23 protein-coding genes are annotated in these 24549 nt (G+C 44.9%); 6 read left to right on the forward strand and 17 right to left on the reverse strand.

The features are described 5' to 3' along the window. Positions 1–7: 7 nt before the first annotated feature. From darB to G395_RS29815, 8 genes are all read right to left on the reverse strand, one after another. Positions 8–1150: a dialkylresorcinol biosynthesis protein DarB gene (gene darB / locus G395_RS0119460; RefSeq protein WP_026631596.1), complete on the reverse strand. Its 1143-nt coding sequence runs from the start codon at positions 1148–1150 to the stop codon at positions 8–10. 2 nt (positions 1151–1152) lie between these two features. Beyond that, complete coding sequence (locus tag G395_RS0119465) at positions 1153–2061, reverse strand: hypothetical protein (RefSeq protein ID WP_026631597.1); 909 nt, start codon at positions 2059–2061, stop codon at positions 1153–1155. 29 nt (positions 2062–2090) lie between these two features. Next, the gene (locus tag G395_RS0119470) at positions 2091–2573 is read right to left on the reverse strand and encodes a hypothetical protein (protein ID WP_026631598.1); all 483 of its coding nucleotides are present in this window, start codon (positions 2571–2573) and stop codon (positions 2091–2093) included. Positions 2574–2623: 50 nt separating this feature from the next. Continuing rightward, entirely contained in the window at positions 2624–3682 is a 1059-nt protein-coding gene (locus G395_RS0119475) for a methyltransferase (protein ID WP_026631599.1), read from the reverse strand. Between the two features lie 9 nt (positions 3683–3691). Continuing rightward, positions 3692–4417: a YdcF family protein gene (locus G395_RS0119480; protein WP_026631600.1), complete on the reverse strand. Its 726-nt coding sequence runs from the start codon at positions 4415–4417 to the stop codon at positions 3692–3694. 233 nt (positions 4418–4650) lie between these two features. Next, a complete protein-coding gene (locus G395_RS0119485) occupies positions 4651–5262 on the reverse strand; it encodes a hypothetical protein (RefSeq protein WP_026631601.1) in 612 nt (203 codons plus the stop codon). A gap of 34 nt (positions 5263–5296) precedes the next feature. After that, the gene (flxY, locus tag G395_RS0119490) at positions 5297–6559 is read right to left on the reverse strand and encodes a flexirubin biosynthesis putative acyl-CoA ligase FlxY (RefSeq protein WP_035361804.1); all 1263 of its coding nucleotides are present in this window, start codon (positions 6557–6559) and stop codon (positions 5297–5299) included. After that, positions 6549–8270 carry a C45 family autoproteolytic acyltransferase/hydrolase gene (locus G395_RS29815; protein ID WP_051350264.1) on the reverse strand — a complete coding sequence of 574 codons (1722 nt, stop codon included), beginning with the start codon at positions 8268–8270 and terminating at the stop codon, positions 6549–6551. The genes flxY and G395_RS29815 overlap by 11 nt, the downstream gene beginning before the upstream one ends. A gap of 62 nt (positions 8271–8332) precedes the next feature. On the opposite strand from G395_RS29815, the gene G395_RS0119500 reads away from it, so the two are divergent. After that, positions 8333–8959, forward strand: coding sequence for a 4'-phosphopantetheinyl transferase family protein (locus tag G395_RS0119500; RefSeq protein WP_026631603.1), 627 nt, complete (start codon positions 8333–8335; stop codon positions 8957–8959). A gap of 29 nt (positions 8960–8988) precedes the next feature. Beyond that, positions 8989–11466, forward strand: coding sequence for a PIG-L family deacetylase (locus G395_RS0119505; RefSeq protein WP_026631604.1), 2478 nt, complete (start codon positions 8989–8991; stop codon positions 11464–11466). 3 nt (positions 11467–11469) lie between these two features. On the opposite strand, the gene G395_RS0119510 is transcribed toward G395_RS0119505, so the two are convergent. The 8 genes from G395_RS0119510 to sufC all read right to left on the reverse strand — a co-directional run bounded on the left by G395_RS0119510 (position 11470) and on the right by sufC (position 17811). After that, the gene (locus tag G395_RS0119510) at positions 11470–12579 is read right to left on the reverse strand and encodes a vWA domain-containing protein (RefSeq protein ID WP_026631605.1); all 1110 of its coding nucleotides are present in this window, start codon (positions 12577–12579) and stop codon (positions 11470–11472) included. Between the two features lie 90 nt (positions 12580–12669). Further along, on the reverse strand, positions 12670–13098 hold the full coding sequence (locus G395_RS0119515; RefSeq protein WP_026631606.1) for a BrxA/BrxB family bacilliredoxin: 429 nt from the start codon (positions 13096–13098) through the stop codon (positions 12670–12672). A 52-nt stretch (positions 13099–13150) separates the two neighbouring features. After that, positions 13151–13462, reverse strand: a complete 312-nt coding sequence (locus G395_RS0119520; RefSeq protein WP_026631607.1) for an SUF system Fe-S cluster assembly protein — start codon at positions 13460–13462, stop codon at positions 13151–13153. Positions 13463–13486: 24 nt separating this feature from the next. Next, the gene (locus G395_RS0119525) at positions 13487–13921 is read right to left on the reverse strand and encodes a SufE family protein (RefSeq protein WP_026631608.1); all 435 of its coding nucleotides are present in this window, start codon (positions 13919–13921) and stop codon (positions 13487–13489) included. A 12-nt stretch (positions 13922–13933) separates the two neighbouring features. After that, positions 13934–14314 (reverse strand): DUF5618 family protein, encoded by a 381-nt coding sequence (locus tag G395_RS0119530; protein WP_026631609.1) that lies wholly within the window; start codon positions 14312–14314, stop codon positions 13934–13936. A gap of 47 nt (positions 14315–14361) precedes the next feature. Next, positions 14362–15588 (reverse strand): cysteine desulfurase, encoded by a 1227-nt coding sequence (locus G395_RS0119535; protein ID WP_026631610.1) that lies wholly within the window; start codon positions 15586–15588, stop codon positions 14362–14364. Between the two features lie 84 nt (positions 15589–15672). Next, positions 15673–16992 (reverse strand): Fe-S cluster assembly protein SufD, encoded by a 1320-nt coding sequence (gene sufD, locus G395_RS0119540; RefSeq protein ID WP_026631611.1) that lies wholly within the window; start codon positions 16990–16992, stop codon positions 15673–15675. A gap of 60 nt (positions 16993–17052) precedes the next feature. Next, a complete protein-coding gene (sufC, locus tag G395_RS0119545; protein ID WP_026631612.1) occupies positions 17053–17811 on the reverse strand; it encodes a Fe-S cluster assembly ATPase SufC in 759 nt (252 codons plus the stop codon). A gap of 258 nt (positions 17812–18069) precedes the next feature. On the opposite strand from sufC, the gene G395_RS0119550 reads away from it, so the two are divergent. Continuing rightward, positions 18070–19530, forward strand: coding sequence for an arginine deiminase family protein (locus tag G395_RS0119550; RefSeq protein ID WP_026631613.1), 1461 nt, complete (start codon positions 18070–18072; stop codon positions 19528–19530). A 63-nt stretch (positions 19531–19593) separates the two neighbouring features. Next, complete coding sequence (ctlX, locus tag G395_RS0119555; protein ID WP_035361805.1) at positions 19594–20550, forward strand: citrulline utilization hydrolase CtlX; 957 nt, start codon at positions 19594–19596, stop codon at positions 20548–20550. Between the two features lie 68 nt (positions 20551–20618). Here ctlX and G395_RS0119560 read toward each other — a convergent pair whose 3' ends face one another. Beyond that, complete coding sequence (locus G395_RS0119560; RefSeq protein WP_026631615.1) at positions 20619–21077, reverse strand: hypothetical protein; 459 nt, start codon at positions 21075–21077, stop codon at positions 20619–20621. A 240-nt stretch (positions 21078–21317) separates the two neighbouring features. On the opposite strand from G395_RS0119560, the gene G395_RS0119565 reads away from it, so the two are divergent. Next, a complete protein-coding gene (locus G395_RS0119565) occupies positions 21318–23390 on the forward strand; it encodes a TonB-dependent receptor (protein ID WP_026631616.1) in 2073 nt (690 codons plus the stop codon). Next, complete coding sequence (gene hemW / locus G395_RS0119570; RefSeq protein ID WP_026631617.1) at positions 23390–24523, forward strand: radical SAM family heme chaperone HemW; 1134 nt, start codon at positions 23390–23392, stop codon at positions 24521–24523. The genes G395_RS0119565 and hemW overlap by 1 nt, the downstream gene beginning before the upstream one ends. Positions 24524–24549: the final 26 nt, after the last annotated feature.

Genomic DNA, 24549 nt, shown 5'->3' on the forward strand with positions numbered 1-24549 from the left:
ATTTAGATCAGCAAACGGTCAACATACAGAACATATAAGAGAAGCGGGAGCTTTCAGGAACTGCCAAAAGTATTTTTTCGCCCTTTTTCAGTGCTCCGCTGTAAAAAACTTCTTCAAGCATCATATAAATCGAAGCCGAACCTACATTGCCCTTGGTAACTAGGTTGGTATACCACTTTTCCTTTGAAATCGGCATGCCGTTCTCGTTACAGAAGTCTTCAATTTTGTTTTCAAAAAAGTAGCTGGACAAGTGCGGCAGGAAATAGCTCACTTCATCCATGCTGATCCCCCGTTTGTCGAGGATATCCTTTAATTTGGCAAAACCCAATTTAACAATTTTTTCTCCTAAAAGTTTCACATCCTGCTTGATACTGAACACAGACTGTTCCAGGACCTGCTCACTTTTAAAATCTTTATAGCTTTTAAGCGTGCCATCCTCCTGCTTGTCAGCGCCCATATACATGCATGCCTCCTCCTCATTGGCATAAGAGCAGCCTTCTATCCAATCAATTTTCAACGATATGCCGGACGTGTTGGGCTCGGATTCAACAAGGAAAGCGCCGGCGCCATCCGATAGCATCCAGCGTAGAAAATCTTTTTCGAATGCCAGATAAGGATTTTTTTCAAGTTTCAGAAGCTGCTGCACTTCATCCTCAAACTGATCCGCACGCAAAACGGGAGAAAGTCTTTCGGAAGCACAGGCCACCGCTTTTTGCTTTTCGCCCAGTTTTACTGACATGTAGGCATATTTGAAAGCGTGCATCCCCGCGCAGCAAACGCCCGAAGGCGACACAACCTCCACAGGGCCGGTGTCTTTCAAGTAGCCGTGCACCATGGAACCGTGTGAGGGCATCAGTTGGTCCGGGCTCGACGTAGCACAACTAATCAGGTCTACGTCCTTTATTTCCGATGTATTTTTTTCAAAAAGTTTTGTTACCGCCAACGCCGCCATTTCCGCATTGGTATGCGTCGTTGTGCCGTCTTTTAGCAGCGCATAATATCTGTTTTTTATGCCGTTATTACGTAAAACAAGTGCTTTTGATTTGGAAGGCTTTCCATTTATATATCCTAAATATGCTTCCATTTCATCATTGGAAACGGGCTCATTCGGCAAAAACTTGGCAATTCTGGTAATATATGCGTCTGACATTATTATTTGGTTTCTACACCACAAAAGTATTGTTTTTTCTTCTTAATCGCATTTCCCGTAAAAGGCACGATCAGCAAATTATATACGAAAAGGATCACGGGAGCGACCATAAACAAGGCGATCAGCAGATAATACTTGAAAAAGCTCACAAGTCTTTTCCGCTTAGCAGGAGTCGTTCCTTTTGTTTTGATCAGCTTTGCCCAGATCCTGAAAAGTTTTTTGGCACGTTGTTCAATAAAAAGAATGTCTGTCGGGATCGCGATCAAACCTGTTGCCAGAATCTCGTTCTGGAGATTGCCGTAATCTGATTTTGCTGCTGCGTTATTCACAATAGCGCCAAATTGCGATGCGCTTCGGATATCCTGCTCACTAACGCCGGGAAGTGGAAAAATATTCCATTTCCGGTCTTTTCGTCCGGTTAGCATCCAATGTAAAATGGTAAATGCGCTGATCAGATTCGACGTCCGGTCCATCAGTGGAATGTTGCCTACCAGCTGGCCGCCTGCATTCTTAATTAACTTTTTAACGCTTTCCTGAGAATTGAGCCACATATTTCTTCCTCCTATGACGGTCACAACGGGCGTACCGCGCAGGATAGACTGGAAAGTAGGGTCTTCAAGCAGGGATGTAATGGGCGGGGAAGGCGATAAAAACCAAGGCTGGTAACCTAGCACGATCAGATCGTACCGCTCGGCTGTGTATGCAATTGATCTTAGAGGAATGGTGTCTTCCTCAACACATTCCGGCATCTTATCAAAAAATTCTTCTGTAGTCCAGGGAAAAACGTAAGGTGTAACCGGGAAAATCTGGTGCCTTTCTATGCTGTTTGGATCGAATGGAGCTAAAAACTGGTCGATGATTTCATTCAACTGTCCGGTTTGCGAGTAGTTTACGACTAGTATTTTTGCCATTGATCAACAATTCCTGTTTACCTGAATTCTCACTTTAATTCACTCTCTTTCAACACTTTGGAATCCTTGGCATAATTGTAAACGATCGCTTTCAAATCATTATCCAGCTTGCCATAACCCCCTATCACTGCCTGCTTGTCTTCGTCAAGCTGCTTATTGTATTTCAAAACCTTAGGTGCATGTTCCTGAACGGTTAGTCGCAGAAACCGGTATTCTGTATTGGCCGGATTGCTTTTAATCTCATCTTCCAGCATATAAGCGCCTTTTTTGAAAGTTTTGACTTTCACCTTTACACTTTTCTGAAACCCAGCCTTTTTCATTGTCAATGCGCCTTTATAGGCGTTGATCCGGGAAGCTGGTTTTTCCTTTTCGAGATTCGCAAGTGCCTGATCGATAGCGGATTCTTCCCCACTCGACAAAGCTTTATAAAATTCCTTTTTCTCTGACTGAATAAACCGGAAGGCGGTCAGGAGTGTAAGGCTGACAAGAATGATAATTAGGGATCTTTTCATGTAACTAATCGTAGACTATTGCTGAAACAAATGATCAGACCCAGATGTTCCTAAGCCCGTTTTCTGCATTCCAAAATAGTATGATAGCTATCGCCGATCAACGGATAGGTTTCCACGATTTCGAACCCTGCCTGACGGGCCAGATCCTTCATTACTTCAACACGATACATTTTGCTGTTTCCATTCGCCATAATGGTGAAATAGAGCGATGTAGCCACCAGGCTATGATGAGCAGCCGGGAAATTCTGATTGTCGAAAAACGGTTCCAGGATGTAAAGCGTCGTGTTTTCGGAAGCTGCGTTGCAAGCATTTTCGAGGATCTGAACGATCTGCTCTTTTGAAAAGCAATCCAGAAACTGACTCATCCAGATCACATCAGCACCTTTCGGAATTTCCTGCGAGCGGTCCAGGAGGTCAATCGGGTGAAAACTAATGCGGTCCAGTAAATTCCGCTCCGTTGCATTGGCCTGTGCCACTTTCAGCTGAACCGGAAGGTCAAGTATTTTCAACCTGACATTCGGATCGTGCTTGCAGCAGGCAAATGACCATTTACCTGTGTTTCCGCCTACGTCGAAAACCAATTTGGGACTGTTCCTGAACACAATTTTTAACGCTTCGGGAAATGCATTGTCCGAATAATAATGGTCAAATTCGAACCAGGAAGTTTTGGCTGGCTCCGGTAATACAGAAAGTCCCTCGTAAATGGTGGGCCAGTCGCCCAGCACTTTCAGCCCCGCAGGTTTGCCATTCTTGAAGCTTTCAGTCATATTTTTTGCGCCTAGATAGCAAACATCATTCATGAAATTGATGTTGACCCGCGTCATTTCGTCTTTTAGGAGGAAGAAACCGATCTTGGAAATTTTAATAATGTCGTCTTCCACTTCCACAACCCCGAGAACCTCAGCGGCTTCTAGCAGCAAAGTAACACTATACTCCGACACACCGGTTTTTTCAATAATCGTCTCAATGCTGACACCCTTCCGATTGTTGCTGATAAACTGCAAAATGCCCAATTCCCGAAGCGCAACGACCGCTTGAAAATACATGGGACCAAATGCTATTTTTTGTGCTTCATACTTGGCGTCAATTGCCGACAATTCTTTTTTCATTATACGCTTTTATGGTTCATTTTTGGCCGAAGAGGCGGGTATCATTCTGTCTTTGAACTTTCTTCTGTGCTTTTTCTTTTTAAGGTCTTCCTCATGCCAGACAATGTATCTGCCCATGGTGCCCCTGAACCGCTGGAAAAAATTTTCCCTTTCCGACAGCTTCACAAAGCCTTCCCGCATAGCCAGTGTGTTGTCTACTTTGGGCTCGTACAGGTTCATCACCTTTAACGTATCGATGACAGTCGGCAAAAGCCCGATCGGCAGGTCGAAACGCTTGATGAATTTACGCATGTAGCTCGTCTGGATCGGGTCGGTAGCGAGTGCAAGTTTCGTAAAACCCAGGTCTTTTCCAAGGCGATATGAATAGTATACGTTTTCCGTGCTGTGCTCGGCTTTTTCCTCGGTAAAAATATTTTCGCGGGGTACGCCTAGTGCGTGTGCGTAATTGGCCATCACCTTACTTTCGACATAAGGCGTCGCAACTGCAGAGCCTGAGAAGATGATGTTTTTGGCGTATCCTTTTGAATAAAGGTAATGTGCCCAGTGGATACGCATTTGCAGGATCATATCCCATTTCTCGCCATTGTGCGGAAATCCGGGAACGATGACAGCATCATACGGCGACTCTTTGATTCCTGTATTGAATGCTTTTGCAGCCGACCGGTATAGCATTTTTCCGCATCCTGACAATGATAATGTAATGAGCGCCAGGAAAATGAGAGGTAAAATCCGCACGTTTATGGGTTATCAGTTAAACAGTAAGCTGTGAAGCGCTCCCCAATCTGGCGAACAAATCACAGCTTACAAAAATATGCTATGGTATCGGTAATGGACTTTAAAAATAGGCAATTCTGTCAATTTTTTAAACCTTATAGGTTTTTGCAAAGCCAGCATGAATGAGAACGAATGCAAGTAGTAACAACTTTTTCATAACATAAGGACGTTAAAATTGTGACTATAAATTGTTATCAAAGCTTTTTATCTAAAAATGCAGCCAGTGATTTTCCTGCTTTTGCGTAAGATTCCGCAATCCGGACGCCGGTGTCGAAGTCGAAGCCGCCAAACTGGCCGCCGGGAACATTGCGCATATTCAGTTGAGCAACTTTTGCAGACTTATTCGCAGATTCAACCAGATCCACTTCGTAATCCACATAGGCATTTTTACGCATTACCCCTACATTAAAGCCGGGCTCAACGAATTTGGTGCGAACGATCAATGTGTAAGTTGCATCCGGACGAGACTGAACGGCTTGCAGCCCTTTGTCAGCCATTCCTTTGTTGAAAAGTTCTTCGAATTTGGGTTCGAATCGGTTTTTCCGGTCATCGACCCAGGCCTTTTTCCAGGCGTCCCCTTTGCCTGCTTCCTTCGCATTGTATTCAGCAGATTTCTTGTCCAGATATTCTTTCTCAGTTGCAAATTTCCCAACCCCGAATTCGGAATAATCGTATTCAACGTTCACTGTTTTCTGGCCTGATAATACGGCAATGTCTCCGCTTTTCAGCTCGACTCTCTGAGCAAATGTATCTGTTGCTCCGATCGCAACAATGGCAATAACTGCTGCGTAAATGGTCTTTTTCATGTTTGTAATTTTATTTTATATGGTAATAGAGGCGTCAAATATAGATCAATTTTTCAGGTTTGCGTTTCTCCTGTTTGTATATTCTGAGGTTGAGTTCGTGAGCGGTTATGAACGCAAATGACGGCGTCACCCGAAGCCTGGATTTGAACAGTGAATGTAATTTCTCGCGAAAAAAGGCAGTGTCCAGATGATCCGGCAACTGGATAGAAATGTCATCATTTCCATACTCATTTTTGGCAACGACAACCTGATAAAGGTCGATTTCGGGCACCATATCCAGGACATCAAAAATGGCAGGTGGAAAAATGGTCGTCCCTTTGAATTTGATCATTTGCTGCTTTCTACCCACTACGGGCCCTACGCGCGGGCTAGTGCGCCCGCAAGCACAACTCTCGTAATGCACATGACATAAATCGCCTGTCCGGTAACGCAGGAGCGGCATTCCTTCAACGCCTAATGTTGAAATGACAATCTCTCCAAGCCCACCCTCTTTAACCACAATATCTTGCTCATCAACCACTTCCAGGATCAGCAGATCTTCATTCAAATGTCCGCCTCTGCCCTCGCTGCATTCAGTGAAAGCCGCGCCCATTTCCGTTGACGCATAAGTGGAGTAAAGTTTCACATCCCACTGAGAAGTGATCCGCTTACCGAGTTCATTATAGGTAAAATCCGGATTCCGGATCGGTTCACCGATGCATATGACCGATTTAATGCTGGAAGAGGCGAAATCGATGTTATTGGCAATGGCATAATCGATGAGCCGGGGAATGAATGAGGGGATGGCGATGATAACGGTAGGCGAAAAACGCTGGATCGATTCCCATTGCAAAAACGGTGCGCCCGGCCCTACCCGGATCATTCCGGCACCCAGCTTTCGGGCGCCCATCCAGTAAGCGAGCCCGGCCATAAACCGCTTGTCAATGGTGGTCATGAGCTGGTAAATGTCATGCTCGCTCCCGTCGGCGCAGCGAAACGATTCGGATTCATTTTCGGCAAGCCTTTCAATGTCCGAGTCTGTAAGATAAAATGCCACCGGATCGCTTAATGTGCCCGAAGTCGTTACATAATCCGCGATCCGGCTTTTTGGAACACACAAAAAATCATCATTGGCCGCAGCCAGATCGTCCTTCGTGGTGAAAGGCAGCTTTGCCAGATCAGCAATTGAAACAATGCTGTCCACATCCACGCCGTGTTTCCGAAACACCTTCTGGTAATAAGGAGAATGTGCCGAAACATACGCCAGCAAGTGTTTCATTTTTTGCTCCTGCGTTTCGCGGATCATATTAAAGGTCATTGGAATCAGGTTTATAACTAAAAATCAGAAAGGAGACTTTTTGGCTTTCGGTAATTTTGTCTTTGATCACAATCCTTTCTTTGAGAGAAGCCACATCGTGTTTTAAGGCTTCCCGGTAATAGCTGATCGCTTTCTTTGAATTTTTACTCTTTTTGAAATAATCCCCTAAAAACAAATAGGTGAGATAACTTTCCGGGTTATTGGCCACAAAAGCAACCTCTTCTTCGCGCGAGAGCTCGAAAGGGACACCCAGCATTACATATTTACTGATCTTTTGCTTGGTAGCCTTGAACGCCTCGAACTTCTTGTAATCATTGGAAGCCAGGAAAGGATCTGACCGAATTTTGAGTGAATCCACGGGTTTAAATGTTCCGTTGCGCGAGAAAACATCATTTAAATTGTAATAAATAAACTCCCCCAACTGGTAAGGCGGCGTTGAAATCCACATTTCCCTTTTTTCCGGCTTGAAAAGAATTCCATGATGCGCGATGAGCTGGTTCAGTGTTTTTGAATTGCCATAACCTACAAATTTATCATTAACACCCTTTTGATCGCGTAAAATAGCGGCGGCCTTGTCCACATCCAGCGGGTAAGACCGGTTCATCAGCTCATTCATGCGATCAAAACGCGACTTGGAATCTGTATCCTTGATGTTGTTAATGTTCACAGAATCAGCAATAAACGATTTACCCTGGTAATGATTGGCGCAAACCAGATAATCCTTTCCCGATTCAAAAACATCCATTTTCTGCGGCGATTTTTCAATAATAGCCGCATTATCATCGGCCGCGGAACCGATCAGTAAGGATTCGGAAACGAATGTTTCGCTCCGCTGCGCGATTTTCCTGGCTTCTTCAATGGTGCCAGCATATTGCAAAATTTCCCTGGCCAAAATAGAAATTGGCTCCTTCGCCGCAAGCGGAATGTCTGATTTTGAGGCATTTAATGTAACCGTTATGCCTTTTTCATTCATTCCCGAAACCACACCTGTAAGCCCCGCCCAGGCGTAGGAAGCGAATTTGTAACCCTTATCCGGGTTCATGAAGACGATGAGCTTGTCCTCTGCAAAAGCGTCACCCATGTAAAAATCGAAATTGCGGGCGATCAGCAATGTCGAATCCTTTGTCAATGCGTTATTGACCGCAAAAGACGTGCAGCCTACCATATTCAGATCGGTAAGCGCATGGCCGATGTCGTGTGCGGCGTGGTAATTAAGAATGCGATAATATTTGGGGCCGATGTAATTGAACTGCTCCGAAAAAGATTGGGAAACGCCGTAAATTTCCTGCTGGTTTTCTTGGGGAATATATTTGTAAATGTCCCGGTTAAACCAGCCGACAAATCCTTTCAGCACCTGCAAAAACACGCTGCTGGGAATCATTTCCTTGATCTGGTTTACGAAATGGACTTCCTGCTTCTCCATTAATTCCTTTGCAAGGATCCCGTAAATGAGCCCGCGCTCGTAAGGCTTCCCTTCCAGATACATTTCCCAGATCCCTTGCTTATTCTTTTTAAGCCAGCAATTTCCGACCGTATAATGGTCCTCGCCCACTTTTACGCGCTTGTAACTTTCGGTAGTTTTTGTACTTTCAAGTTTGGGCGCAGGAACCCGAATGCGCCAGATAAAAAGCCCGAACAAAACACCCACGATCAGCAGGAATATGCCAAAAGTTTTCAGGACGTTCCTTGTAATTTTGTTTTTAGGCCACATAATCAGGAAAGACGGGCAAATGCAGTAGTTGTACCCGGATTGAATATCAAAATTAACAATAAATGCCCATCTGTTATATAAAAAGCATCTCGGATGATTCAACGTTAGGCTTATGGCACATGTCGGAAAGCTGGCAGGATCTGAAAGAAATGGTTACCCTGCCCGAAACAGAGTTGGTGGCACTGAAAGATAAAAAAACCGACCGAAGAAGGCAGGAATGGCTTGCCTGCCGCATGCTGTTGCAGGAAATGTCCGACTTGCAGCCCGTCATTATGTATGACGAAAACCGCAAACCCCACATAAAGGATAGCGTTAAGCAGCTTTCCATGTCTCATTCCGGCGAATATGCCAGCGTATATGTGCATGATGGCAAGCCTGTGGGTGTGGATTTGCAGCAGATGAAACCCTCAATTTCCACAGGCGCCAATTATTTCCTGAACGATGCCGAAATGCAGTGGACGAATCTGAATGACAACGTCCTACTTCATTTGATCTGGTGTGCTAAGGAAGCTGTATTTAAATACGCAGGCGATGCGGATTTAGACCTGAAAAAACATATCATTACAAATCCTTTTCAGAGCAACCAAAATGGAACAATTGAGGTTTGTATTCAAAAGGAAAATGTAAACAGGTCTGTCAAAGTGCATTATGACGCATTTGAAGACTACTTACTGGCCTGGACCATTTGATTTGCACAAGTTTAAAACCTAATCCCCATATGCAGCGAGTTCTTACCATCCTCTTTTTATTAATTGCTTTCCACATTTCCGCACAGGTTCCTTCGCAGTCATCGAGTGAAATTTTTCAGAACATTAAGAAACTGAATGTATTGGGTTCGGTGCTTTATATCGCTGCGCACCCGGATGACGAGAACACATTAATGCTCTCTTATTTATCAAAAGATCAGCTGGTTAGGACAGGCTATTTATCATTAACACGAGGCGACGGCGGGCAAAACCTGATCGGTGCGGAACAGGGTTATAACATTGGCATTATCAGGACGCAGGAGCTGCTTGCTGCACGGCGGATTGATGGCGCACAGCAGTTTTTTTCACGGGCTTATGACTTTGGCTTTTCCAAAACACGCGAAGAAACACTGAATTTTTGGGATAAGGACAAAGTGCTGGGCGATGTGATCTGGATGATCCGCAAGTTCCAGCCCGACGTCATCATTACCCGTTTCCCACCCGATCCCCGCGCTGGACATGGTCACCACCAAACTTCCGCATTCCTTGCGGAACAAGGTTTCAGTCTCGCTGCTGATCCGAAATCCTATCCAGATCAACTGAAATTTGTGAAACCATGGCAAGCAAAGAGGCTGGTTTGGAACACTTACACGCCTGGCTTTACCAATAATAAACCAACTGAGGAAAAAACGCCTTTTATTCCCATAGAAATCGGCGGTTATAATGCTGTTTTGGGTAAATCTTATACAGAAATCGCGGCTGAAAGTCGCAGTCAGCATAAGAGCCAGGGATTTGGAAGTGCTCCGCAACGCGGTTCCCGGCTCGATTACTTACTTCATACTGCCGGCGTTCCAGCAAGAGAGACTCTTTTTGATGATGTTGATTTGACTTGGAAACGGGTGAAAGGCGGTGAAAAGGTGCAAGCTTTGGTTACGAATGTGATTAAAAATTTCAAAGCTGAAAAGGCGTCGGCCTCAATTCCTGATTTACTAAAAATCAACACCGAAATTAATAAACTTGATTCAGCAAATATTTATGTCAAAACAAAGAAAGATGAAATTCGCGAGCTGATCGCGCAATGCGCCGGATTATGGTTTGAAAGCAACCCAACTGATTTTTCCGCGGTCCCGGGAGACTCTGTTGATGTGAACATTACGCTTGTAAAAAGATCCGATTATCTGGTAAAATTGGTTTCACTGCGCTGGCTTGGCCAATTTTCAAAGCCGATTAGCACGGTCGCCATTCCGCCGAATCAGCTGGATGTATACAAGGCGAAAAGCAAATTACCGGCAGATTTGCCAATCAGCCAGCCTTATTGGCTTGAAAAACCAATCGACAAAGGTGTTTTCCAGATTGAAAAACAGCAGGACATCGGCTTCCCTGAAAATCGCCCGAAAACAGTTACCGAGTTCGTTTTTGAAATCGACGGGCAGCGGTTTACGTTTGTAAAACCTTGGGTTTTCAAATACACAGATCCTGCCGAAGGCGAAATTTACCGGCCGTTTGAAATTCGTCCTGCCGTGACAACCACCATTACGGAACCTGTTTTCATCTTTCCTTCATTGGAACCTAAAACGGTTACGGTTATCGTAGAAGCGCAGCGTAAAGGTGTGAAAGGTTCGGTTAAGCCCGAAATTCCTGCTGGCTGGAAATCCGTCCCCGAGTCGGCGGGCTTTGACCTGAAAGGAAAATATCAGCAGCAATATTTCTCATTCACCATTACGCCACCAGCAAATAACCAGGAAGCCAAACTGAAAGCCATTGCAACTGTGGATGGTCAGATGTTTGACAAATCCGTTAAAACCATTGCGTATCAGCACATTCCAAGCCAAACCATTTTTCCCGCTTCCGAAGCAAAACTGGCGAAAATTGATGTAAAAACGACCGTTAAAAACATTGGCTACATTGCGGGAGCAGGGGACGATGTGCCAACTGCCTTGCGACAAATGGATTGCCAGGTTACCATGCTAAATGAAGCTGGCCTGGCGAAAGATCTGGCAATTTATGATGCCATTGTTGTTGGTGTCCGAGCTTATAATACAGAGAATTATCTGGCCAATTATCAGTCCAAGCTCATGGATTATGTAAAAAATGGTGGCACAATGGTCGTTCAATACACCATTCCGGGCGGACAAAAAGTGAAGCAAATCGGGCCCTATGACATTGAGCTGGGCCGCGACAGGGTTGCTGAGGAAGATGCAGAAATGCGTTTTTTACTGCCTGAGCATCCTTTACTAAATTATCCGAACAAAATTACTGAAAAAGATTTCGACGGCTGGATCCAGGAACGCGGCTTATATTTTGCACAAACCTGGGACAAACAGAATTACCAGGCCTTGTTTTCAGCCAATGATAAGGATGAGACTTTAAAGGAAGGCAGTGTGCTATATGCCCAATATGGCAAAGGACATTACATTTATACGGGTTTGTCCTTTTTCCGGGAACTGCCAGCTGGCGTTACGGGAGCATACAGACTTTTTGCCAACATGATTTCTGCCGGCAAAAAGTAAGCATTACTTAACGTTTTTTCTGCGATTACGCTGAAAGTCTTCCAGCACAAATCCGCCCAGGCCTTGCAGGTTGCTGTAATAGGCACGCCCGTTATTCACTTGGGTGAAATTCTGTACAAATTGTTTCAGGTAGGGATCCGTCGCGATCATGAATGTCGTCACGGGAATGTCCAGCCTTCTGCATTGTGCTGCCAGGGTCAGCGTTTTGCTAATGATCTTGCGATCGAGGCCGAAGCTATTTTTGTAATAACGGATCCCTTCTTTCAGACAGGTTGGCTTACCATCCGTGATCATGAAAATCTGCTTATTACGCGTTTTTTTTCGGCGCAGAATGTCCATAGCTAGCTCCAAACCTGCCACTGTGTTCGTATGGTAAGGGCCTACTTCCAGATAAGGCAAATCCTTGATCTGGATCTGCCACGCGTCATTACCGAAAACAATAATGTCGAGCGAGTCCTTCGGATATTTACTTCTGATGAGCTCTGCCAGTGCCAATGCTACTTTTTTTGCAGGCGTGATCCGGTCTTCTCCGTATAAGATCATGGAGTGACTGATATCGATCATTACAACGGTTGCTGTGGTCGTTTTTTGCTCACGTTCCACCACTTCCAGGTCATTTTCCATCAGCATAAAATCGCCGATGCCATGGTTAACCTGCGCATTTTTGATGGATTCCGTCATCGCGATCTGGTCCAGCGTGTCACCGAACTGAAACTGACGAATGTCGCTGCTAAGCTCATCGCCTGCGCCCATATGCGGCGTGTGATGGTTTCCGCCTGTTTTCGAGCGTTTTAGCTTACCAAAAATCTCGTCCAAAGCACTTTTACGAATGCTTTTTTCAGCTTTTGGCGTCATAATGATCTTGCTCTCACCCTCCTGCTTCTCTTCTGTGATGTAACCTTTCTTTTTCAGGCCGTCGAAGAAATCGCCGATGCCATAGGAATCATTGGTCAGATTATATTGGCGATCGAGTTCACTAAGCCATGACATTGCCTCAGAAACATCGCCGGAAGTCATTAACAACAACTGCTGAAAGATGTCGAACAGTTGCTCAAACTTGCTGTTTGGGCCTTGTTCGGCTGGAATAAATTTTGAAAAACGATGTCCGCGCATATAAATCAGGCTTAAAAAGATCTCGAAAAAGAGACGGCTACTTTCAAATTTAATCGAAAGTAGCCGCATATTCATTCATATTTTAAAAGACTACGCTTCTTCCGCACAGAACTCTTCAAATGCCATTTGCAAATGTTGTGCAATCATTTCAGCCGAACGGCCTTCAATGTGATGACGCTCAACAAAGTGGATCAATTCACCATCTTTGAAAAGCGCTACTGCCGGTGAAGACGGAGGATATGGCAATGTATATTCGCGCATTTTAGCGACTGCTTCCAGATCAGCTCCTGCAAAAACGGTTGCCAGATGATCAGGCTTAATCTCGCTGCGTGACAAAGCTGCTGTTACACCCGGACGGGCCGCGCCAGCCGCGCATCCGCAGACCGAATTGATCACAACCAAAGCTGTGCCTTTTGTAGTTTGCATAAAGTTGTCAACTTCCTCAGCCGTTGTCAAATCCTGAAAACCAACATTAACCAGTTCAGCCTTCATCGGAGCCACTAATTGTGGTGGATACATATTTTCTAAAAATTAAAGTTTATGATAAAATTATATTCTTCTCAGCCGGGAACTACATGAACCCAAGTTCAAGTTTTGCTTCTTCCGACATCATTTCTGTTGTATAAGGTGGATCAAATGTCAGTTCAAGACTCACATCATTCACCCCTTCCACTTCACGGATCTTCTGTTCTACTTCGCCTGGCAATGTTCCCGCGGATGGGCAGGACGGCGATGTCAGTGTCATGGATACAAACACATTATTGACAGGGAAAATTTTCAAATCGTAAATCAGCCCCAACTCATACACATCCACCGGAATCTCCGGATCGTACACAGTTTTAATGGCCTTAACAACTTCTTCCCTTAATTCTGACTCTGACATTTTATATAAATTTACTGATCTGAATTAATTCGCTGTATTAAAGGAGCGTGCCTGGAAAGCAACACCATAAGCCTTCATCTGCTTCAACATTGACGCAAGGCCGTTCGACCGGGTTTGCGCAAGATGCTGGTGTAGTCCAACGCGTTCCATGAAATAAAGGTCCGCACTGGCAATTTCCTTCGGCGTATGCCCTGACAAGACTTTCACAAGCATGCTGACCAGTCCGCGAACAATAATTGCATCACTATCCGCTTCAAATTTTAATAAATCGCCATCCATGTAAGCATTCAGCCACACGCGGGATTGGCAACCCTTTATTATATTATCCTCAGTCTTGTATTGTTCCTCTAAAGGCGGGAACTGCTTTCCGAGATCTATAATATACTCGTACTTACTCTCCCAATCATCAAACAATTCAAAATCCGAAATTAGTTCGTCCTGTATCTCGTTTATGGTCATTGTATTTTTAAATTATGCAGCAGCGGTTCTGGTCTCGACCCAATGAATCAGTGTCTCCGCTAATTTGAGACCTGTTTTTGACACATCTGCTGACCGATTTCCATCGTAACTCATAGCCAAGTGAAGCGTATCATAGGCATCGTTGAATGTCGTAAGAGCCTTTTTGTCCACTTTGCTCAACTCGTTTTGATACCATTCGACACTTTTGCGACCTTTGGTTTTTTTACCAAGTAAACTCTCCAAAGCCACCAGCACACCCGTATAAGCAGCATGTCCTGCAAGCTTTACATATTTCTTGTCCTGATAAAACCCATCCTCTTTCTTCGCTTTCTCTCTTAAAATTTCTTTTGCGTTATCCAGATAACGCTTGGCTTCTTGTACTGTGTTTGGCATAGGTGTATATAGGTTTGGTTTAAAATTCGGAGGTTAATTTAATGATATTATCCGAGCATTCTTTTCACTTTATGCAAGCCCTGGATCAAAAGATCGATTTCTTCTGTCGTGTTGTAAACAGCAAATGAGGCGCGGGTGGTTCCGGTAATGTTGAAGCGTCGCATGAGTGGTTGGGTGCAATGGTGCCCTGTGCGAACTGCTATGCCCTGCTGATCCAGCAATACGCCCATATCCTGGTGGTGAATGCCATCAATCACAAACGAAAGCACACTCACTTTTTCTTTTGCCCGACCGATAATCCTCAGTCCTTGAATGTCCTTTACAGCCTCCGTTGCATATTCCAGCAACTTATGTTCGTGCGCTGCAATGTTGGATTTGCCCAATGTATCCACATAATCCAATGCATACTTCGCGGCCACAACGTCTGCAATGTTAGGCGTTCCTGCTTCGAACTTGTAGGGCAGTTCATTATATGTTGTTTTCTCAAAAGTCACTTCCTTAATCATTTCCCCACCACCGCGATAAGGAGGCATGGCATCCAGCAGTTCTTTTTTGCCATACAAAATCCCCATTCCTGTAGGGCCGTAGATTTTGTGCAGGGATAATGAATAAAAGTCGCAATCCAGGTCCTGAACGTCCAAATGCAAATGCGAGCTCGCCTGCGCGCCGTCCAGCAGCACTTTTGCGCCAACGGCATGTGCTTTTGCAATGATCTCTTTCACAGGATTAATGGTGCCCAGCGAATTGGAAACATGCACGACAGACACGAATTTCGTCCGTTCTGTCAGCAGTTTCTCATATTCATCCATCAACAATTCACCCTCATCATTGATCGGAATTACTTTTAAAATACAACCCTTTTCCTCGCAAAGCATCTGCCAAGGAACAATGTTGGAATGGTGTTCCATGGTTGAAATGATCACCTCATCACCGGCTTTCAGGAATGTGCGGCCGTAACTGGATGCTACGAGATTGATCCCGTCTGTGGTTCCGTAAGTAAAGATAATTTCCTCAGGAAGCGGTGCGTTCAGAAATGTCTGTAAACGACGGCGCGATTGTTCAAATGCCGAAGTCGCTTTCTCTGCAAGGTGATGGATTCCACGGTGAATGTTGGCGTTATAATGCTCATAATAACCCGACAGCGCATCCAAAACCAGACGGGGTTTCTGCGTTGTTGCCGCATTATCGAAGTAAACCAGCTGCTTTCCGTTCACGATTTCATTCAGGATCGGGAAGTCATTTCTGATGGATGCTATATCAAGATTGTTGCTCATTATGACAGGTATTTAAGAAAAATACCCAACCCAATAATGACAGGTTGGGTAGCAATAAGATGAAGCCTGAGTAATGTCAGACGATTATTTTGAAGCTAGTTTCTGAGCAATTACGTTTTCAAGATATTCACGGACCGAGTCGATTTTGATCTGTGAAACTACATCGGCGCAAAACGCAAACATCAGCAATGCCATCGCTTCCGGTTGCGAGATCCCGCGTGAACGCATGTAAAATAACGCTTCCTCATCAATCTGCCCGGTTGTAGTTCCGTGTGAACATTTCACGTCGTCAGCAAAAATTTCAAGCTGCGGCTTCGTGTTCATAGTCGCTTCGGTCGACAGGACAATGTTCTTACAGGATTGAAAAGCATTGGTCTTCTGCGCGTCTTCACGAACAAATATTTTTCCGTTGAAAACACCTTTCGATTTATCCCTCAAAATCCCTTTGTACAATTCATTACTTTCGGAATTAGGTTTGCGGTGATCTGCAACGGTATGGTTATCAACATGCTGCGTTCCATCCGGAAAATACAAACCGTACATGTGCGCGTCGCAACGCTCCCCGTCCAGGATAATGTTCAGGTTGTTACGGGTAAAACGTCCGTTGAGCGTAACCGTTCCCGCGTAAAAGTGCGAGCGGTCGAGCATCCGAACCTGCGTTGTGCCGATATGATAAGCATTATCGCTTTCGTTCTGAACTTTGTAATATTCAACATTCGCGTCCTCTGCAACGTAGATTTCTGTAACTGCATTGGTAAAAGAACGCTGCGTTCCCAAAGTCCGGAAGGCTTCGGCGAGCTTCACTTGTGCATTACGGCCAACAGAAATGATGTTCCTCGGCTGGCTACCCACATGCTCGGTTCTTGCGTCACTCAGGAAGCGCAGGATTACCGGATGCTCCACTACTTTATTATCAGCAATGTGAATAAAAATGCCATCCTGTGCAAAAGCCGTGTTCAGCGCAGTAAAGGCATCGTCCTGGTCTTTTACCAACTCATTGAAATAAGAATTGACCAAAGCAGGATTGCTTTTATAAGCTTCGGACAGTGAGCTGATCGTGATCTGATCCTGTGATGAAATGATGCGGGACAGCTCGGCGTTATAATGTCCGTTTACAAAATAGATAATGTTCGCATCCTGTGCCGGAATCTTTAAATCTTCCAGATCCGCCAGTTCGAGCGAGCTGCCTGCATTAAAATTATAAGAAACGCTGATCAGATCCTTTACATTGGAATACTTCCACTCCTCGTTTCTGGTTGTCGGGAAACCCAACTTATCGAATTCAGCCAGTGCTGCTCGTTTTTTCTGGTGAAAAGCTGATGAAGCCTCCCCATTCATTACGGACTCGCGGGCATGAAAATCCGCGACCAGCCTGGTTTTTAAATCTATTGTTTCGGTACTCATTGATGTATCAGTTGTTACTTTAAATGTTAAGAGTGCTCAGGTGTAATCCCTAATGTATTCTTAACCAACGGCTTCTACTTCCGCTTTGATCCAGTCGTAACCTTTTTCTTCCAATTCCAGCGCCAGCTCCTTAGGACCGGATTTCACAATCCTGCCTCTGTAAAGCACGTGTACATAATCAGGAACAATATAGTCCAGAAGGCGCTGATAGTGCGTAACCACGATGGTTGCACGCTCAGGAGAACGCAATGAATTAACTCCTTCTGAAACAATGCGCAATGCATCAATATCCAAACCAGAATCGGTTTCGTCGAGGATAGCCAGTTTAGGTTCAAGCACGGCCATCTGGAAAATTTCGTTGCGTTTTTTCTCACCGCCCGAAAATCCTTCATTCAAAGCACGTTTCAGTAACGAATCGTTCATGCTTACCAACTTCGCCTTTTCACGCACCATTTTAAGGAATTGTGCAGCGTCCAGCGGGCTTTCGCCTCTATATTTACGGATTTCATTTACAGCAGTTTTCAGGAAATTGATGGTGGTAACACCAGGAATTTCAACAGGATATTGGAATGCAAGAAAAATACCTTCCGCAGCTCTGTGCTCAGGCGCCATTTCAAGAATATCTTTTCCGTCAAATACTACCGAGCCGCCAGTAACTTCATATTCCTCTCTTCCAGCTAGAACAGATGCCAAAGTGCTTTTACCAGACCCATTAGGTCCCATAATCGCATGCACTTCACCTGGCTTAACTTCCAGGTTGATGCCTTTTAATATTTCCTTACCTTCAATCGAGGCACGCAAGTCATTAATAGAGAGCATAACTTATTTATACTTAAAATACAGTTCGTGGTAAATTTACCGCAAAAGTAACACGCTTTGGGCGTAAAAGAAAATAGCGGTAAATGTGTGCAGTTATATCCTGCATATAATGTACAACCTTTTTAAAGAGCGCCTTGTTCCCCGGATTTGGATATTTCTAATGTTAAAACCCTGCCTGTAAGCACATACGCCGTAGGCCGGTTTTTAATTGAAAAAGAAACATTTACTTTGCGCACAACACACGTCCACAAATCATTTATGCGTACAGACACCACAGTTGGCACTGCTATAAACGTTGCTTCCGAAACCGGCACATTAAAACGCCTCCTGATCCATAGCCCCGACCGCGGCCTCGGTAAAGTTGTGCCCAACAAAGCGCAGGATTGGCTTTTTGAAGATATCGTTCACCTGGACACGATGCGTCGGGGCGAATATGACTACTATGTAAAACTGCTGCTTTACTTCCTCGACCCGGAAAAAATCAAGGGAAAACTGGCCGACATTGACAATGACCCTACCCGCTCGTTTTTCATCCCCGGTTCTGAAAAATACTTCGATTCCGACTGTGTAGTTGACATTCAAAAGCTGCTGGGGGAAATTCTGGAAAATAGTGAGGTTCGGGTAAAACTTACAGCGGCCATTTGCGGCATTGAACGATGTTCCTACCATACGCAGGAAGAACTCAACCAATATGACCCGCACGAACTGGCGAAAATCTTCATTTCCGGCTCCTATTCCGATAAACGAATGCTTTTTGCCCCACTGCCCAACCTCATCTTCATGCGGGACATCGGCATTGTGATCAATGATCATATTTTGTTAAACAAACCAGCTAAAAATGCCCGGACAAGGGAATCGATACTGGCGCAGTTTATTTTCTTTTATCATCCAATGTTTGCCGAAATAAAAAGCCGCATCATTGAAATACCCGAAAATGAACGCCACTTTTTGCTGCCGGATGATGAAAAAGCGAGCGATTACCACCGCTGCACGCTTGAAGGCGGCGATGTAATGATGGTGGCGCCTAACCATTTGGTAATCGGTTGCAGTGAACGGACTTCGCTTTATGCCGCGCAACAGGTAATGAAATTGTTGTTCGAAAAAAATGTCGTGACCACCATTACCATTGTAAAAATCCCTAAAAAGCGGGATTACATGCATATTGACACCATTTTTACGCAGGTTAAAAAAAATGTCTGGGTGCTTCTGGGTTCACTGGCACGCCTGGGAGACGAAGCTAAAAAGCAGGATGTGCTTCATTTTTTTGGCCCGCAGGATACAAATAAGGAATTCAGGATTTTGCAATTTATACAAGGCCAGGAACACAGCCCGACTGAGATAGAAAACCTGGAAGATCTGCTTACATCAATCAGCGTCAATGATCTAGGTGTTACGGAACCTGTCAAATTCATTTATTCGGGCGATAACGAATTCCCTTACGGCGAGCGAGAGCAATGGACAGATTCCTGTAATCTGTTAGCATTAAAAGACGGCGTTGTTGTGGGTTACGACAGAAATGATAAAACGCTGGATGCATTCCGGAAGCACGGTTATCAGGTGATCAGTGCTAAGGATTTGATACAAAAACTGGAAGACGATGAGCTGTCGGTGGAAACCTTGACAGATACTTTCATCACGCTTCCATCCGCTGAACTTTCACGTGCACGGGGCGGCTCGCATTGCATGAGTATGCCCATTTTGCGTAGCGTGCCCCGGTAAATTTTATATTGTAATCGCGGCGTTTCGGTTGTAAATTGCAGTAGACATTTATTCAACACTCCTATGCGCGTAATCACTTCATCCGCCCAGATCCAGCCTCAATCGACCTCCCGGATCATGATGATCAGGCCGGTTAAATTTGGTTTTAATGCAGAAACTGCGGAAAGCAACGAGTTTCAGCAAAAAGCATTTGCGCAAAGCACGCAGGAAACCGCCGGCGACCTGGCAAAGGAAGAATTTGACCTTATGATCGATCAGTTGAAAAAAGCGGGCATCGATCTCCATATTTTTGATGATAATGAGGACATTCTGAGGCCGGACGCGGTTTTTTCCAACAACTGGGTCTCCTTTCACCAAAGCGGTAAAGTGGTTTTGTATCCAATGATGGCCGAAAACCGCCGGGCCGAACGCCGACTGGACATTATCGAACGCTTAAAAGATGATTTCAAAATTGAGGAAATCATCGACCTCAGCTATTTCGAGGAGCAGGGAAAATTTCTCGAAGGGACTGGCAGCATGGTACTGGACCGTCGTTATAAAATCGCTTACGCCTGCCTCTCACCAAGAACCCATCCGGATGTGCTGGAAGCATTTGCGGATGCGTTAGGTTATGAAATTGTGGCATTTTCGGCTTCGGATGAAAATGACAAGCCTGTCTATCACACCAATGTTATTATGTGCGTAGGTGATGTGTTCGCGGTGGTTTGCCTGGAAGCGATCAAAGATCCGGATCAGCGCCAGATGGTGAGGGCGGCGCTCGAAGAAACGAAAAAATACATTATTGAAATATCATTTGACCAGGTGCGGCATTTTGCGGGGAACATGTTAATGGTACGAAATACCAAGCAAGACAAGTTTTTAATCATGTCTACCCAAGCCTACGATTCGCTGACCAGCCACCAGCGGCAGGCATTAAGCGACTATGCTCGTATTTTACATACTGATCTTGGTGTAATTGAGGGCAACGGCGGAGGTTCGGCGCGCTGTATGATGACTGAAATTCATCTTCCGAGAAAATGAAGTCCCTATAAAACAAAAATGCTCCTCATCGGGAGCATTTTTGTAATTCGTAACCCTCATAAAAACAATTAATCCCTAATATCGGCTTTCGCTTTTGCGATTTTCTCTTTTGTTTCTGCTTTAAATGCATCCCATTTATCAGCAGTTTCGTTCTGAGCATCTTTCCAGGAAGCTTGCAAATCCTCTTTTTCTTCGTTCAGTTCTTTCTTGCGGTCTCTCCACTTCGCTTTTTCCTTGTCAGTGGCCTTTTCCATTTTGGCGTCTGCGTCTTCTATTTTCTTGTCTAGCTTCGCAACAGCCTCATCTATATCTGCTTTCAACGATTCTTTATCCTCTTTCACTTTCGCCTCGAAATCATTGCCTGCGTCTTTGATATCCGATTTTGCTTCAGCTACATTATCATCCATATCTTCTTTTGCCTCTTCAACAGTCTCGTTAGCAGAGTCTTTTGTTTTTTCGGAACAGCTGGTTAGGCTCAGCATGCCCATGGTCATCATTGCAGCAACCATTAAGGTGATCTTTTTCATAATTGGGTGTTTTAAATTATGTGAAAAAAGAATGATCGTCCATTCCAAAAATTACATATCAAAAATCTTACCAGACCACTATACGCGATTGAGCCTAATGGTTGTAGAATTTTATGCTCACAGTCGTAACTGTTTGGCCAGAACCTCGTGTTTCTTCAAAAGGATAAGGTTGGTACAACGCTTGCTAGTAATCCTTTTAATAATCAGATTTGTATTTTATTGATAGCCTTTCAACTCAACATGCGCCAATTTTATATTCCCAGCCTTTTATTTTCGATCCTAATTTTTACTAATCCGGGAAAGTCCGTTGCCCAAAGCGATTCGCTGAACGCCCGGCAGCTGGAAGAAGTGACCGTCAATGCATTTGAATCCAAAACGAACCCGTTAACGACGACCGCAACGGTGGGGTTGATCACATCTCGGTCGCTTGAAAGATTCTCGACTTATACGTGGGCGAATGCTATAAACACCGTTCCCGGCGTAAAAATGGAGGAGCGCTCACCGGGAAGTTATCGTTTTTCGGTTCGCGGGAGCCTGCTCCGGTCGCCATTTGGGGTGCGTAATGTGAAATTTTATTGGAACGGAATCCCTTTCACGGATGCTAGCGGGAATACGCCGCTTAACTCGCTGGATTATGGCGCTGTTCAGAATATGGAGATCATTAAAGGACCCGGAAGCAGCATTTACGGGGCCGGGACGGGCGGCGTAGTGTTGTTGCAAAGTCAGACAGACAATGATTTCACCAACCGCATTGAGCAAAGCGTAAGTTTTGGTAAATATGGTTTTCAAAGCAGAAATTCGACCATTCAGGTGGGCGACATTTCAGTCCAATATGGTCATAGCGAGCAGGATGGTTATCGCAACCACAGCAATATGGTGCGGGATGCGCTCCGTTTTACTTCTTCTTCACGATTAGGCGAACGCAGCACCTTATCGATCTTGGGAATGTTTTCTGACCTGAAATATGAAACCCCGGGCGGCATTAATCTTGCACAATACCAGAGTAACCCGAAACTGGCCAGACAATCTACCCCGACGGTGCCGGGTAGCGAGCCCCAGCAGGCTGCTATTTACACGAAGCTCGCCTTAATCGGCGGAAACTATACATTACAGCTTTCCGACAGCTGGACACAATCCAATGCACTGTATCTGACGTTCACAGACTTTGCCAATCCTTTTATTTCAAATTATGAAAAACGCGATGAGAATGGCATCGGCGGAAGGAATATCTGGCAAAACCGCTCGCAGATCGCCAATGTAAGAACGAGCTGGACCTCAGGATTTGAATGGCAATATGGGAAATCCGCACAGCGCAATTACGACAACATTGGCGGCAGGCCGGACAAGCAGCAAACGGTGGAGGACATCAGGACAACCAGCCTTTCTGTTTTTAGCCAGCTGGAGGCGGTGCTCTTTACAGACCTAACATTAAGTGCCGGCGCGAGTTACAACACATTTAAATACAAATACGAAAGGTTCTTCGCCCTTCCATATAGCAAGGAGGAACGTAAGTTTGACGGCATATTCGTTCCCAGATTTGCCGCAAATAAGGTGATAGCCAAAAACTGGGCGGTTGTAGCGTCTTACAGTGGTGGTTACTCGCCACCCACATTGCAGGAAGTGCGTCCATCGGCAGGTGGCTTCCGTCGTGATTTAGAAGCTGAGAAAGGCATGAACACGGAATTTGGGATCAGAAAAACCGGGAAAGTGATCACCGGGGAAATCAGTCTGTATCATTTCGGGTTGCGTGAAACCATTGTTCGCAGGACCAATGAAGCCGGCGCCGAATTCTTTATCAATGCAGGAAAAACGCGTCAGAACGGAGTGGAATGGACTGTCGCTTATGACATCCTATCTGACCCAAAACTTCCGGTAATGCTTAAATTATGGAACACCGGCACGGCAACGAAATATACATTTGAAGATTTCCAGCAGGCCGATGTGGATCTGACAGGCAAAAGGATTCCGGGAATTCCAAAATTCTCACAAACCTCCGGTCTTGATGCCCTTTTCAGATATGGCTTTGCAGCATTTGTAACTTATCAGCACGGAAGTTCGTTTTACCTGAACGATGCCAACACGGTTGAAAACACACCATATAATCAATGGATTGCGCGCGTAAGCTGGAAGAAAAGCTGGGGTCAGCATTTTTACAGCGAGCTCTCAGCCTCTGCAGAGAAAGTTAATGCGGGCATTTACAGCCTTGGTTATGACCTGAATGCATTTGGCAACCGCTATTACAACAGTGCGCCAAAAGACAATTTATGGGCTGGCGTGAAGATCGGCTGGGAATGGCAGAAAAATTCCAAATAATGCATTTATACCTTCATATTCCTTTTTGCAGACAAGCTTGCCATTACTGTGACTTCCATTTCAGCACCAACACCGCTAACAAACGGGCTGTGGTGGAAGCCATAGCAAATGAAATCATTCTTAGAAAAGATTATCTCCCCAAAGCGGACATTGAAACCATTTACTTCGGCGGAGGAACGCCTTCGATGCTGGACGAGGCGGAGCTGCATTTGCTGCTCAACACAATCAGTCAGCATTTTACGGTTTCTCCCCATGCTGAGATAACATTAGAAGCCAATCCGGACGATTTGCAGCAGGAGAAGTTGCAGCAATTTTACAATGCGGGGATAAACAGACTGAGCATTGGCATACAATCTTTCCATGAGCCCCATCTTCAATTCCTGAACAGGATACATTCCGCTTATGAAGGTGAAATTTGCGTCAGGACTGCACAGGACATTGGCATTAAAAATATTTCCATTGACCTGATATACGCGATTCCATCTCCCGACCATAGCATTCTGATGCAGGATATGCAAAAAGCATTTGCAATGGACATTGCCCATATTTCAGCTTATTGCCTTACTATCGAGCCGCAGACTGCATTTGGAAGCTGGCTTAAAAAGAAGAAAATCAAACCCATAGACGAAGAATATGCTGCGCAGCAATTTGAGCTTCTTGTAAAAACCCTGGCAGAAAACGGTTATGAGCAATACGAGATCTCGAATTTTGCCCGGAATGGACACTATAGCATGCATAACAGCTCCTATTGGAAGCAACGGCCCTATTTAGGTGTTGGCCCGAGCGCGCATTCCTATAATGGTGCAAGCCGTGAGTATAATGTTTCAAATAACGCGCGCTATGTTGAGGCCATTCAGAAACAGATCATTCCCACAACGGTGGAAACGTTATCGCCGGCGGATCAGACGAATGAATATTTGCTTACAGGCCTGCGAACGAAGTGGGGCGTAAATAAGGAAAAATTGGAGTTAATATCAGGCAGCTCTTTTGCATCGATCCATACAGCCGATTTGCAACAGATGGCGAAGAAAAACTGGATCAGGGAAGATGCAGACAATTGGTATCTGACGGATTCGGGGAAGCTTTTTGCGGACCGGATTGCCAGCGATCTTTTTATTGAATGGAATGGGTAATGAGTTACCGGGCGCTCATTGCATAT

This window comes from Dyadobacter alkalitolerans DSM 23607 (assembly GCF_000428845.1).
Lineage (GTDB): Bacteria > Bacteroidota > Bacteroidia > Cytophagales > Spirosomataceae > Dyadobacter > Dyadobacter alkalitolerans.